5 protein-coding genes are annotated in these 14,970 nt (G+C 56.4%); 4 read left to right on the top strand and 1 reads right to left on the bottom strand.

The window, feature by feature from the left end:
* Positions 1 to 14 precede the first annotated feature (14 nt).
* From ACU680_RS05740 to ACU680_RS05730, 3 genes are read left to right on the top strand one after another with little or no spacing between them, the layout of a single operon-like run.
* Positions 15 to 1,337 (top strand): UvrD-helicase domain-containing protein, encoded by a 1,323-nt coding sequence (locus ACU680_RS05740; protein ID WP_448178887.1) that lies wholly within the window; start codon positions 15 to 17, stop codon positions 1,335 to 1,337.
* A 5-nt stretch (positions 1,338 to 1,342) separates the two neighbouring features.
* Entirely contained in the window at positions 1,343 to 2,695 is a 1,353-nt protein-coding gene (locus ACU680_RS05735) for a 3'-5' exonuclease (RefSeq protein ID WP_448178886.1), read from the top strand.
* A gap of 55 nt (positions 2,696 to 2,750) precedes the next feature.
* Positions 2,751 to 3,962 carry a phospholipase D family protein gene (locus ACU680_RS05730; protein WP_448178885.1) on the top strand — a complete coding sequence of 404 codons (1,212 nt, stop codon included), beginning with the start codon at positions 2,751 to 2,753 and terminating at the stop codon, positions 3,960 to 3,962.
* Positions 3,963 to 4,417: 455 nt separating this feature from the next.
* Here the strand turns inward: ACU680_RS05730 and ACU680_RS05725 are convergent, their stop codons facing one another.
* Positions 4,418 to 10,510, bottom strand: a complete 6,093-nt coding sequence (locus ACU680_RS05725) for a hypothetical protein (protein ID WP_448178884.1) — start codon at positions 10,508 to 10,510, stop codon at positions 4,418 to 4,420.
* A 412-nt stretch (positions 10,511 to 10,922) separates the two neighbouring features.
* Between ACU680_RS05725 and ACU680_RS05720 the strand changes: the two genes are divergently transcribed.
* Positions 10,923 to 14,762 (top strand): nSTAND3 domain-containing NTPase, encoded by a 3,840-nt coding sequence (locus ACU680_RS05720; RefSeq protein WP_448178883.1) that lies wholly within the window; start codon positions 10,923 to 10,925, stop codon positions 14,760 to 14,762.
* The last annotated feature ends 208 nt before the right edge of the window (positions 14,763 to 14,970 follow it).

Below are 14,970 nucleotides of genomic sequence, written 5' to 3'. Positions count from 1 at the left end.
AGGAGCTTCGAGTGATGGGTTCCCAGAACGCGGACGCGATGCTCACGAATTGGCCTGCTCCGGCTACGGGGCTGGACCCAACCGAAGCATTGGCGACTGCGCTGGCAGAAGCACACAAGGGGGTAGCGGCATACGTAGAACAGCAGCAAGCTGTCGATGCCAAAGTTGCAGACAACCTATTAAAAGGCCTAGAGGGACTCCAGAAGCTAGATCGACTCTTCCGTGAAGGCCGCTGGTGCTGGCCCGACTGGATCGGCGCAGCCGGATTTGACGCTGGCGCCAAGGTCAGAGATATCGTGGCGCCAGTCAAATCCGCAGCGCAGGTCCACGAGTCTCACCCGGCCTTTCATGCCGAAGTCCGCCAGTACCTTGACCAGATATTCAACCTCGCCGCCGACGTTCTCAATGCCTACGAGCAGGCTAAGAAGGCGCTGGGTGCCGTCGACTTCAGCGACCAAGAGGTGTTGCTGCTACGTGCGTTGAGAACAAAGCCATCTGTCCGGGAAGTCTTGGCGGCAGAACTGGATCTCATCATGGTTGATGAGTTCCAGGACACCAGCCCTCTCCAGCTAGCGCTTTTCATCGAGCTGGCCAAGCTGGCTAAGAAGTCGGTGTGGGTCGGCGACCCCAAGCAGGCTATCTATGGCTTCCGCGGAACTGATGCAAGCCTCATTTCCGGCGTTCTCAACGCCATCAAGGGCTGGGGCGGAATCGTAGGGAAGGCCCTGGACACCTCCAGGCGCTCCAACGAAAGCCTGGTCTCGCTCACTAATGGTCTATTCATCTCTGCGTTCGAGCCTGAGCTGACGCCCGAACAGGTTCGGTTGCAGCCACTGCGCAAGGACATTCCGGACCAGCCCGCGCTGTTGAACTGGAACTTCGAGAGCAGCCGAAACGACTCGGATTACCTATGTCTTGGCCAGGCCATCCGCGAGCTGCTGGAGTCCGGGGTCAAGGTCGAAGACAAGGACACCGAGGAGCTCCGTCCGATTCAGGCCGGCGATATCGGAGTGCTTTGTCGCTACAACGACCAGGTCGAATATTCCGTTACGTCGCTCACCCGCTGGGGCATCCCGTCAGCCAGCCCACGCTCCGGTTTATTGGGAACTGCCGAAGCCATCTATGTCATGGCCTGTCTGAGGCGCATGAACGACCCAACCGACACCGTCGCCACGGCGCTGGTACTAACCCTGGCCGATGGCACTCCGATCGAGACCTGGCTTGCAGACAGGCTGCAATACCTAGCCACCGATGGGGTGAGGTCACACGAGTGGCTGACGAAGGGTGACAGCGCCCATCCGCTACTGGCCCGATTGAAAAGCTGCGTCCAACGCTAATGGCTTTGACGCCACAGGAAGTACTGCGACTTGCTGCTGCCGAGTCCCAAGTGGTGCGGCGGGTCGGCGAATGGTCCACCTCCCCTCACGAGAGCCGCAATAGGCTGTCCAATGTCGAGGCACTGGTCGAGCTCGGAAAGACTTTCGAGGACGAGTGTGTCGCCGCGAAGCGACCGGCGACCGTCAGCGGCATGCTTCGTTGGCTAGACGAACTCGCCAGCGCAGAGGACGATAACCGGGCCATTTCAGAAGACAACTCGGTCTCAGTCCTCACCTATCACGGGGCCAAGGGGCTGGAGTGGCCAATCGTCGTGCTGACAAGCCTCGATGCGACAGCACGCAGTTCACTTTGGGGCGTGCGCGCGAGGACAGTTGGGGGCTTCGATCCGCAGCAGCCGCTCGCCAACCGCTTCGTACACTGCTGGCTGAAGACCTGGGGCAAGCGGTCCCAGCCCCAAGCCGCACTCAATGCCGAAGCCAGCGTAACTGGCCAAGCCATGCAGGCAGAGGCCTTGGCGGAGAACAAGCGTCTGCTATATGTGGGCCTGACCCGCGCACGTGACATGAACGTCGCACTATCTTTCGTACGCAGGTCAGGGCCGGGCCGCGCCTGGGTCGGCGAGATTAAAGGTGCAGCCGAGCTGTTGTTCGGTGACTCAGAAATAATAACGACTTCCGAAGGCAAGCAGCTTTCCAGGCTATCTAAGTCCTGGAACAAGGATGAGTGCTCAACGGAGCCACCTGCCAAAGCCTCCGAGGCTTGCCACTGGTTTACAACTCGTCCGCGCGTGCAGGCCGAACCTTTGTGGCACCGCCCGAGTTCTGCTTCGGGCGGTGCATTCACGGTTGTCGAGACCGACGCCGTCGGAGTTCGGCTAAGCCTGGCAGGCAAGCCCGACATGGCATCGCTGGGCACGGCGCTTCACCTGTGTATCGCACGCGCCGGCGTGCTTGGCGGTATTTCTCCCCCTGACGTCGAGGGCATTCTGAAGACCTGGGCCGTGGCTGGTTCTGTAGATAAGGATGCCGTGTGCACCCAGACCTCAGCGTTCCAAGCTTGGATAGCCAAGCGCTGGCCCGACTGTCCCGTTTACGTCGAGGTACCCATCGAAGCAGATGGCCCGAACGGCACTCGTATCAGGGGCCGCATCGATTTGCTGGTGGAGTTGCCAGACGGCTGGATTCTCCTGGACCACAAGTCGAACCCCGGAGGCTCAGCCAGAGACGAGGACCTGGTGGCCGAGCACGGCCCCCAGCTCGAGTCCTACGGTCATGCCCTTCTCAACGCAACCGGCAAGCCCGTGAGCGAGCGATGGCTCTACATGCCGGTCGCTGCACGAGCAGTCCGCCTCTCCTGACGTTTCCCAGAAGCGCACCGGACTTAGTTCAATAGAAGCACGAGGAAAAGCAGAGATGGATGTGAAGTTCCTGTCGGCTTCGCAGACGCAGTCGACACTCATAGCGCTGGTTGAGAACTGCGAGTCGATGCAATGGGCAGTAGCCTGGGCTACCGAGAACGCGGTCTTCGAGGCAGCGATGAAAGACAGCTCGAAGTTCGAGCACTTCGTTGTCGGCACTCATATGTTCCAGACGCAACCCGAGGTGCTTGAGCGGGCTGCAGCACTAGCGGCCGCAGCCGTCGTTCCTCCTACGGGCGATCTGTTCCACCCGAAGGTCTACCTGTTTCGTAACGGGCAACGCATACGCTGCGTGGTCGGGAGCCCGAATCTCACGAAGGCGGCGATGAGCCGAAACGTCGAGGCGAGCGTGCTGCTTGATGGCTCGCTCGACGATGCAGCGCTAGTAGACCTCAGTCGCTTCGTCGCAGAAGCGTGGAAAGGGGCGGAGGACATCTCTCACGAGTTCCTCTTTCGGTACCGTCACCAGTACGCTGCTAAGACGGCTGCGCGACAGGAACTGATCAAGTTCGCTGACGTTCGGCCACCTTCTAAGCCGAATACCAAGCGAGCGCCACATGACATGAGCTGGGCGGACTACCTCGTGCAGGTCCGAAGCTCATCACACCCGTCTGCGCACCTGTTTAAGGAGCGCTTGGGCGTTCTGACAAAGGCTCGCGCCCTTTTCGCGACTGGCATACCCTACGCGAAGTGGAACAAGGACGACCGCAAGCTGGTCGCCGGCACTCTCGGGCGCAAGAAGTCTCAGCAGCCAGGCGTGGACTACGGGCTTTTCGGGAGCATGGGCGCAAGTGGGACGTTCGCGAACCTGGTCATCGAAGCGCCCACAGGTCTCTCCCACGCCCTCGATTTCATCCCGTTGATGGGCGCGGGCACGCAGGACGACTACGACCGCTACTGCAAAGCGTTCAGAGCAGCCTTCGATCAGGACGGGCGAGTCGGCGGACTACCGACCGCGACTAGGCTCTTGGCGATGAAGCGGCCTGACGCATTCGTGTGCATCGATTCGGCCAACCGAAAGGACTTGTGCGAAAACTTCGGTGTCAGCCCGAGCACAACGAACCTGGAGAACTACTGGCAGCGCATCATTGAGCCGATGCACGGTGATCCGTGGTGGAGACATCCGCAGCCGAGCAATGCGGCTGACGCCGAAATCTGGTTGGGACGCGCAGCGCTTCTGGACGCCATCTACTACACGCCCCGTTGAGCCTGCAGCTCTTCGACTTCCTGCGGACGCAGGACACGTCCATCCCCTCTTGAAACCGCCGAGGTTCACCGATGGTGAAGAAGTCGCTGACTTGGTCATCGTCAAAAAATATACATCCTGGCAGTGCAGACCAAGATCCTACGCCACCGCCTCACCATAAGAGAGGACGCGTGGTTTCTTGTGAATATTAGTCTACCGGCTCCCACACGGTTGAAAGTCAGCTTGCAGCCTCCGCCGACGTTCAGCTGCGAAATCCGGCAGACAGCAACCAGCCTTTTCCGGTCACTACCGACAAGTCCCTAACTCTCGCTTTGGGTCGAAAACGGTCGGTCGCGAATGGTTGAATCCACAACCCAAAGTGGACCTTCATCAAGGGCAATTTCCCGTCAGTAGCCCTCACTGACTACCCCATCCGGACGAGGCGGTATGCTCCCAGTCTATGTGCACGACAAAGGTCACATGACCTGACTCAACTCCGTTAACCAAGGCCCATACGCTAGGTGTAGTGTAGGTAGTAGATCCGGTCGCATCAGTACGTCACACCCCTCTACGCAGTATGAGTCCTCAACTGAAATCTGATCGCTCCGCACTCGCCACGTACGTTGAACCACCGCAAGGTTTCCGGCGGTATCCACCCATCTCATAGAACCTGCGTATCCGCAATGTCGCAGATCAGCGAGCATTTGAAGACTTGCCGGGGGGACCAGTAATGAAGTCCTTCCCAACCAGTCATCAATCGGGACCCGGTTTACTAACCAAAGACTACGCTCGTCCATTAGCTCATCTGGACTGCCCGCGCTGATCAACCAGTCCTCAACATACCCTTCGTTGAAAGGGCACGCATCGGGCGGGATATCTTCATCAGGATGCACTGCGACAATCCCGCCCATACGAATAATCATTCGCTGCCGATCCGATTTTATACGTGAGTTTTGAGGATGCTCCTCCTCATAGAAGCCAAGTCGAATCCAGCCACTGTACTCCGGATCATCGTCGGCAACTGTGACGATCGGGTTAAGACCATTGCGTGCGCTGGCTTCCCATTTAGGGCGCGGCGTCCTGCTGGCGACAGCCATCAAGTGCGCCGGAATATTTGGCAGAATGTAGCGGAGCATCTCCTCGACCAACTCTGATTCGAAGCCTTCGGGCAGCCCTACGGGATGCGGAAGGCTAACGAGCATGGAGTCAAGAATGGATAGATAGAGTTCCATTTGCCATAGCAAGACTTGGGCGGGAAGACGGGCATTGCCATCACGACCGACACTGAGCTCCCATCGCCGGCGACCTGGAATAGAATCACGCCACATGATGTTATTCAGACGTCCCTCGATGATGTACGGGAGGTCAGGCCAGAACTGCGCCAGAAACTCCATCACTTCAAGCTGCTCAAGTGCCGCGATCATCCGTAACTGTTGACGAACGACCGGTGTGGACGACATCGTCGGATCAGTTCGGTCTGCAACTGTCACATCTATCCTGGCAAGAAGTAGTTGCGCCATGCTCGCCACTGCCCAGGAGTCGGACTCGGCACACAGCGTAAGCTCGGGTGTGACATCGGCAATCAGGTGTGAAAGATCGACTGGAGACTCAAGCAACACGCGAAGCACTAGATGCAGCGAGGACACTGATGTATCAGCCAGTAGCCAGTGGCTCAAAGGACGCGCGAATAGATGAGTACGATCACGCAGCAGACGTGCTATGGCACTCAAGACCAGCCCTTTGCGTGGCAAGACCGGATTGCCCAGGCGATTCAGTAGCAGGCTGATCAAGGCCTCTTCCACTGACCAGTCGCAGCCCCCCGGCTCAAGATCTTCAAACCCAAGGTAGCGTCCCGGCAGCGGCAAACGAAGCTCCATCACATCGAATGCCTCCGCCCAAGCCTGTGTTGCGATGCCTGGAGCCTCCCATTCGGCAAGCTGCTCAACCAGACATTGCGTCACACCATGAACATTGCCAGACCGCAGCTTACGGGCCGTCTCGTCTGCTAGCACCTGCCGGGCTTGCGCAGGATCAAGCTCAAGCGCTCTGGCTACCGAAGCTGCGTGCTTACGGCCGCCGACGTTATGCCAGCCGCCGCCTTTTGCACAACTATATGCAAGCACGTACGTGATGGCGGCCAGTTGTACATGACCGGCGTTATCAAGCGCGTCAGCCAGGCCTTTGATGGCCTGGTAACGATCCCGAAACCAGTAATCCGTATCGTGCACATAAAAGTGGATCAGTCGTTGGGCTGCTAATTCATCGCCTGCGTCGACCATTTCGCTGATGATATAAGCCAGAGGTAGTGTCACTACCCCGTCGATCTCGGAATCCGAGATTTTCGCTTCACCTAGCCTGCGAAGCGTAGACAGCACATCCGTATAGGTACGCGCTTGAGGAAAGGCGGGACGAAGCTCCTCACCTGTGGTGTCGTGTTCACGGGATCTGCTTTCACTGCGTACTATCTGCGTGGGATGACGGTAATCACGCAGGGCTGCTGGAGTTGTAAGCGCATGCTCTGATGCAAATGTAAGAAGTCGCTCAACGGCATCGATCCGATACCCCGTAGCGTCATCTAACACTTCTGCACATAGTTGTGTGAATCGATCCTGGACGTAGGATACGTTGCTCGGGATAAGCCGTTCGAGCGGTCTGAGCCGCTCCATGACAAGCTTACTGCCGGCACCATCATGGTCAACCACGAACAAGATTGAGCCCCAAACCCCATCGAGCAAGAGCGGATCTGCCGTTTCGGCAACCTTCGTCAATACGCTCGTCAGCGCGGCGAGCGTGACCCAAGACTCCCCCCCACGCTCACGTGCCAACGTCGACGCTAAAAGCCGAACACCGCGTACCGGGTCAACAGCCATGAGCGCACTGAACCAGGCATTCGGCGCATGCTTTGTCTCTCTGCCGTCGGTATGGTTCCTTACTGCCCGCACGAGCGGCTGTAACTTGATCAAGCCATCAAGCGCTGCGGTGGAAGACCCACTCTTCAAGGCGCTCACACTCTCGATCAGGTCAAATAGAGAGGTGTCTTTGTGAAACCCGTACCCCAGTAGAAATCCACAAGAGTGCCGCCAATAACTGGCCGCCGCCTCAGGTTGTCCTGCAACTGCTAACGCCTGTGCCAACCGCATGGAAAACTCGGCATGGTTGCTGTAGTAAGTACCGCCGTCTATCTCCTCCGCCACGAGTTCACGATCTAAAGCGTCGACCACCAACTGCGACGCTGATTCATGTTTAGCGTAGGGAATTAGTATCGAAAAAAAAGTATTGGCCGAAATAGCCCCGCCGTCTTCCCTGTCCATCTGGGTCGCAATACCCAGACGAGCCTCGGATATGGAAGAAATGGCGTATTCCCATTCCTCCAGCGTTCTAGGGAGACTCAGTGCTCGGGCGAGGCTATCGGCTATAACTGAATGGATTAGGTAGAGGTCGCATGCCCGAGGAGAACCCACGAAGGGACGAAGATCCCCGAGCAGCTGTGCAAAAACAGCATTAGAGTCGTATGGCCTGTTTTGGATGGTCGACGCTTCAGCTTCTGCGCTTGCTATCACGAAACGTAGCCAGCAACGGTACCAGCCCTCTCCTTGAACACGATGCCGCTCTGCGTCCAGGGTTTGTGAGTTGCCAGTTAAGGCATGTAGACGTGTGGATGCGACCCAGTCACGCACTGGCTGGGCACTGTGTAGGTGGCCATCGTCGCCCAGAGCGATGTCGAGCGTATCTGGCTCGACCAAAAATGGTTTGCCATTTTCAACTGAAGCGCCTCGCTCAAAACACCAGATAGCCTGCTCTACCCCTCTGGCGTGACGCAGCGCGTTGCTGGCGTAATCTGCTGCTGCCACAAGGTTGCTCGCCTCCCATGCTACGTCTGACAGCCCCAACCAAGTCGCACACGCGCGCTCATCGTTTAAGCCGAATCGCTGATCAGGTTGAACGCGCACTCGCCCAGCGAGACGTTCAACGGAAGACATAGGTAGCTCGTGAGAGAGCATGCTCGAAAGCCTACGTACGAAGATGAATTTGAGTTCTTCCTCGAAATACAACTGATCACAAACCTCTCGGGCGACACCAAACGTATACCCTAAGCGCAGTTGTCCACGCAGCGATGCCAGGTAAACCTTCTCCTCCTCATACAGATCAGCCTCAGGATCGAAGTGATCAGAGTGACTGCTGCGGTGGCCGTCAAACCACAACTCAAGGTATTCCGCCCAAGGTGCTACTGCGCCTTGTGCCTCGACCGCCTCACACGCGAGCAGTCCTTGAGTCGCATCCAGAGTTGGTTCCCCATCGAAAAGCATGCGTTGTGCGAGAGCGTGCGGCCCATGTAGCGCCTGGTAGGTGATCCAATACGGATGCCAGCGATTTGTACCTTCGTCAAAGCACATGTCGAGTGAACGGAAGATCTCAGAGCACCTGAGCAGCACTGGCCAGTTTCCGCTGCTTGCCGCAATGTCCGCTGCAAGCGAGACGCCGTTCTCAATAGACGTTCGAGAGTGTCCATGAACGAGACTGTCACGCGCAAAGGTGGCAGAGACCCGCTCCAGAATCTCGTCGTCCCGTCCCACCCGGCGCAAAGAGGGAAGCAAAAAGCGGTATGAGCGAGCGTCCTGAAAAAAGTCCTTGGATTCTAGCCAGGCGATGACCGGATTCAGGATATTGCGAACGCTTTTGCCTGCGGCTTGTAACTCGTCAAGAATGAAGCGCCTGAAGCTCTCATGAAATATCCGCACACCGCCTTGACCTGTGGCGCGGGAAAGGATGGGGGACAGCATGGCCAGCGCTTCGGGAACATAGTCTTGCATCAAGCTCCCGACAATTTCTTGCAGCTCTGCCTCCGTCACCGAGAAATCAAGAACACCTAGGATATTAGCCACGGGAATGGTGTTGCGGCTGGCGGTCAGGTTCAGGTGTTGATAGTAACGGGCAATGTCACCGTCCAAGGCTGGCGCTGAAGATAGCCACTCATGAGGCGCTTGAATGCGCCCGCTCTTTAACCCCTCAACGAGGCCAACCGACAAATAGCGGGTGTAGAGTGGATTTCCTTGGGCCTTCGACGCCAGTAAGGTGAGTAACTCGTCTCGTTCACCTTGGTCGCAAATGGCGACGTCTTCAAATGCTTGTGAAACGCCGTGTTTGTCACACAGAGAAATTATTTCTTCGCGTTGCCATGCTTGAAGGGTGTGCTGGTGCAGTGAGTCCTTGAAACGATCTCGGAGAGGATCAAGATGCTCGCCAGGTTGAGAGCCAATGACAAGCGATACACCTTCGGGTAAAGCAAGTGTAGATAAGCGCTCCACGATATCTGTTTCATTGTCATTTAGGCTTTGAGAGGTGCTGCGTACTCGCGCAATGTGATCCATACCGTCAACAATAATGACGACTCGGGATCCGCTTTCAACGATCTGCTGCAGGCTTACTTCAAGGACATCAGCTCCTGCCGCGAAGGTTTGCCGAGCAGATACGCTCTCTTGCTCACTCAACCAGTCCTGGATGTCCCCCAGAAGATTTGCAAACAGGATGTTGGTGCTAACCCGCTTCTCTGCCAAACCGTCTCCAGGGGCAAGGAAACAATAGTGCTGCGCTACAACAACACCGCGATTTCGCAAAAAATCGGCAAGCTGCGTCAACTCCCAAGATTTACCTGATCCTGGGCCAGCAAGGATCAAATGAACGCCGCCCTGCAGCACCGTTTCAGCCAGATTGTCGCGAACGTGCGGTCGCGGCTGTAGCACAGAATTATCAATCGGGAACTGTTGAAGTACTCGCCCGAAATCTGTGCGCAGCATCAAACGACTTGCTACGTCCCCAGGAGTCAGTCTCTCGCCTTGAATGCGCGCGTTGGTGGCGATGTGAATAGCTAACGCTGCAACATCCTCAGGCCGTCTTTCGGCGTTGGGGTATCGCCCTACTCCAACATCCTTCTTCAACAAGTCGAGCAGTAAATCCTCTAACGGGCCGGGGCTATCAAGATCAAGCGTTGCTGAGGGCAAAGCAAGTTCAATGACAAAGCGCTCGCAAAAAGCGACAACCTGATCTCGGGTAAGCGGTGCTGGGCCCTCCTTGGAGGGGCAGAGTACCGAGAGTTTGGGGCCTTCGGCATGTGGCCAGATTCGAGCTGAATCGATGCGATATCGCTTTGTAGTAAACCCTGCGAACGTGCCAGCGGCATCTGACACTTCAAATAAAGCGGACAAGGCGTCGGCTATAACAGGGCTCTGCCAGGTCGCGCAGAGCCTGTACTCGTCAGCTGCGTCCATGCCCGCATGGGTGAACGTCTGAACCAAACGGTCAAATCGAAGAGAGGAGGCATGGCCTGTGAAATCTTGAAGCTTCAGTGCGACGTCGGGGTTCAGGCTGGACTTTAGCTGGCGCCGGATTCTGGTTCCATTGGCCGTCACCTCAAGATCGTCGAAGCGGTCGTCTTCGACAGTTTTACGATCTACGATGACCGCTTCATGCTGGTGAACAAGTGCTCGAACCAGTAAGTATGCGGTAACCAAATCTTGGTAGGCATAGCCCCTATGAGCGGCGCTCAAGGAGCCCATGTGTGTCGTAATCAAATTTCCCGCTCCTTTTAAAGCCCGGCACTAGGGCCCTCCTTCACTGGCTACACATATTAAGCTACTGATGGCTTTCTGGTTGCTCTTTGCAAAATGCTTTTAGCAACGATGGCGCGCCCCCTCTGAGTGCGATCAACAGTGACTGCAGGTAGTTTTGCACCACGGAAATTCGCACTCGAATCGAAGAGGGCACGTGCGAGATGCGATTGCTGGAGAACAACCAGCGGTCCGGGGCGGCCGGCCTCATAGAACCGCTAAAGAAAAACTGGGTGAGTCCAGATCTGACTGCCAGTTGACCGCAATAGCCCTAACCCATCCTGATTTTTGCTATCAACCGAACTTCAGGACCATGGTCGAGGCAGGATGATTCGGCTAAATTGCACCACCGCACTGCAGATCCATGAGGAACTGGATGTCTATCGAAATCATTGGCCCCAAAAAATACAAATTCCAGGATCGTGTATGTCTGCTTTTGGCGCTGCAGCATGCACAGAGCGCACACGCGCAATTGGAAATCGAACCGCGCGGTGGCGAAGATGCGCAATTGGTTTTTGACGATGGCTTGAGTCGCAATGTCGTTGAAGTTCAGGTCAAAGGAGCGAAAGCAAAAGTCACTGTTGATGAACTCGCGGATTGGCTTGCCCATTTCCCGGCACATGAGGCCGAGGATCCTTTGATTGCACGTCTGGTCAACATCCCTACCCATAACGTCATGATGATCGCTTCTGGCCGCTGTGATGATGCCACATCTACTTACGTGGCCGATCTTGGCGATCCGATTGCCCCTTGGCCAGCGACTCGAATCAAGAAGCCAGACCTTGCAAATATACGAAAAGGTTTAGCGTCTTATGAGGTGCCCCTCGATGGGGATAGCCCTCTGCAACAACAGCGCAGAAAGGCCATCGGCACCCTCTTCTCTCTGCTGAAGGATCCAGCGCTGCGTCAAGCCGTACGACGTGTACGCATAATCGAGCGGCTGGACGAAAGCACGGTGCGGCAAATGTCTGAAAGTCTTCTCCAGTCTGTTCACGGAGTCGTTCCTGACCTTATCGCCAGGACGTTGACAGCCCTGGAGACCATCATCTTCGACGCGAAAGGCACCGGCGCCGATGTGCTGCCAGCGATCCGGACGCAAATACGGGCGGCCAGACCCGACGAACGCCTGGCTCCCGCTGGCTATATAGCACGAGGAGATGAGGAAGACCTAAAACTCAAATTAACCACGCAAAGAGTACTGCTCCTCGCCGGCCGGCCGCGCATCGGTAAGACCATGACATCGCGGCAACTTGCGGGGGACTTTGAACAAATGGGGTTCATCGTCAAAATTGCCGAAAGCGTCCAATCGGCTCAACGGTTCTTGATGGATCCGGTGAACGAGAATCGCCTTGCCGTTGTGGATGATCCTTTTGGCGGTGCGCACGCCACTGACGATGCCGTCCGAGAACTCGCTCTCCTTGAGCAATTGTTAGGGTCGATCGGCGCAAACCGAAGGCTTATCGTCGTCCAAGCGCAGGACCGATTGCTGGAGGTCACGCGCAAAAGGTCTGTCGATGAGATGGAAACGCGTGGAGTGAAGTGGATAGAGCTTGGCCACCTGGACTGCGTTTTTTTATCAAATGTCTGGACGCAGGCCTGCACAACCTACTCCGTACCGAAATGGCTGAGTGAGTGTGTGCGATCTGACCTCTCCACTTCGGCACTCGATCTCGAACCAGGCTGCCTGCTTTATCTAGCTACAAACCACCATAAATTGTCAGCGGGTGCAACGCTGCCCGAGATAATTCGGCTCGCGCGAGAAGATGCTCAGACGCTCGGCCGAGCCTTAAAGGCGGAGGGGCTTGCCCCTCTTGTCACCGCCTTGGCCATCTCGACCACACCCGACCTGCCAGTTTCCCCTACAGAGTTGGCATTCGCAATGGGTGCTGGCGGGCCTGATCGTCCTGGCCGGAGTAACGTCACTGGCAAATCAATTTCCATGGGAGCCGCGACGACTCGGGGCAGCCGTCCTGAGCCACAGTACGATCCATTACCGGAACTCATTTCTGGCACGGACATATTGGTCGAAATGCTGGAGGCGCGTCGGATTTTGGAAATTCGAGCAGGCGGCTTGTATGCGTTTACCCACCCATTCTACCGAGCGGGTTCTGAGTCACTGATTGACGGTGCTACTGCGCGCGCAGAAAAAAGTGCTCTCGATACAGTGGGTCGTACCCTGCTGAGCCTGTCACCGGAAAGCTCTGATGCGGCCGCTAGGAATCTTTCCTGGCTCTACGATCGACTTGATACCCCGGATGGTCGCGCGGCGGTGATCAACATCGCAATCGATGGCCTAAGCTCAATCTTCCCAAGAACACGGGATGACTGTTTTGGCTTCTTGGTGAAGCGACTCACGCAGTTGCCTTCCGAAACGCAAAGTCAGATCTCCAAATGGGTTTCAGCTGTCACCTTTTTTGATATTGACGATGTGGAATGGTTTAACGGGCAGCCCCATATCCCAGCTGGGAGCATGGGTGGGACCATAGAAGTCGACATGTTCGCCAAAGAAAGGCCCTGGAAGGAGATTAAGGATGTTGTTCGAGCGCTCGACAACGCCGAAGCCACTGTCATTTCGCCGGAGCAAGCCGCAGCTGCGCTTACACACTTAAGCCGTCATCCGAAAAAAATGACGCCCAGCTCTGCAGGACGGCTCCTCAGCTATGATGTCGCATTGATCCGAGCGCCATCTGCCGCTGCGTGGCTTTCTGTACCCCGTTCGGATGACGATGATCTGCTGGATCGTATATTCGGAGAAGAACATCCGGCTGTCGCGACAGAGGTGCTCAAGTCGGTCTTGGATGTTTGGGGTGACTGCGAGCCAGAAAGGCGCCGCAAGCTCCAAAGTGGTCTGGTAGCGATGGCAGACTCTCCAATTGCTGCTTTGGCGTTCATCGAGCGCCTTGTGCTTTTCGACCGTATCGAGGAAACCGGCGACACCCCCCCTTGGGAACTGTTCAGCGAGTTGATGAGCCAGGTCATGAAAGCGCTACCTACCGGCGCCGTCTTTCGCGAGGCTCGCCTTTACAACGTGCTGTCTGAAGGATTGGGGCATATACCAAATGAAGCGCTCATGCGGATCGCGGATCACTGGATTGATTTGCTGCACAACAGTGTCAGAAACCGCCGACTCAGCGACTACATGCTAGGTGTGACAGACATCCTGATTGAAGGTACAACTTCCGAACCCTCGACACGTTCAGGCCGCGTGCAAAGGCTGTTGGAATTACCGGGTACCAGCGCTCGTATTCGCGTTGTCGCAGACCTGGTTCAGCGGTGGGACTTGCTGACACCTGCAGAACAACATGCGTTGCTGAAGCAGCTGGAAACCCCGGCCGAAGACCTTGACTGGCTGCGAGCGACCGCGATCACGCGAAAATCAGTCCCTCCTGAGATTCTGACACTCACCCTCCCAGGGGAGGGTCTGGTTGCGCTGAGTTCACTGCCGGCGATCCTGAATACCCCAACGGCGTTGCTGAATGCTGTTGTGCACGTCTACACAGGGTGGCATCCAGAGGTTCAGTACATTGGAGTTTACGGAGGACCGCACAAGATCTGGCGGCCTGTCGTAGCATACTTCGCTCAACATGCCAGCCATCCGATGTTCGAGATTTGCTGGGAGACGTTGCTTTCCTTAGGGGACACCGTTGAGCTCTCGGAGGCAATAAAAGCCCTCGGCGCTGATCATGCTCCGCGCCTGTTCGACATCATGCTTGCGCGGAATATGCAGACCACAGGCGACTTTCTACCGAAGGCATGGCAATCGCTCTTTGAGGTCGCAGCAGATGAACAGCTCACCGCACAGTGGATCGGCCTAATGGCCAAGGCTGCCCCTTGGGTCCTGGACGAACTTACAGAGGTCGATGAGTGGATCCCCAGAGCATTCATAGAGCAATTTCTGAAGCATATGGAGCCAGATATGAGGCTCATGCAGCTCTTGCAAGCGCTGTCTAAGCTGGCAAACAGTGACGCCGTTGTACCGTCATATGCATCCGATCTTACCGATCTATTGCGGAAACTTCTTGAGGCACAGCCACCTCGACATTGGGCGACTTGCCAATACATCGAGCGGAGAGTCAAGAAGTTAAACATAGACAGCACAGAGTTGCTGATGGAGATTGAAGCCTTGCGGCTCAAACTGCTCAATGAGCGCGAGCCCCGTAGCTACCCAACATATCCGCCGCTCGATGGATGGGTTATGGCCTCGATGACCGGATAAATCTGAAGCTGAAGGATCAAGCTGCCCCTAAGCCCTCACGGCTAAGGGGCTAACGTTCGCAAAGATCAAGGTAGACCTCCTGCAAATCACATCGCTCAGTCCACAGGCCCGCAAACAGCTTTGGTGGACATATTTTTGATCGTGTTTGCCATGTGCACGGCATCAAGCATCCTCTGACCAAGGTCTACGACCCCGAGACCAATGGCCA

Source organism: Pseudomonas sp. LF020 (assembly GCF_053456425.1).
The sequence above is the reverse complement of the archived record's forward strand: the minus strand, read 5'-3'. Positions and strand labels throughout refer to the sequence as shown.

Bases quoted from the DNA above. Each gene is read 5' to 3' on its own strand.
- ACU680_RS05720 (WP_448178883.1), top strand. From the start codon at position 10,923: ATGTCTATCGAAATCATTGGCCCCAAAAAATACAAATTCCAGGATCGT.
- ACU680_RS05730 (WP_448178885.1), top strand. From the start codon at position 2,751: ATGGATGTGAAGTTCCTGTCGGCTTCGCAGACGCAGTCGACACTCATA.
- ACU680_RS05740 (WP_448178887.1), top strand. From the start codon at position 15: ATGGGTTCCCAGAACGCGGACGCGATGCTCACGAATTGGCCTGCTCCG.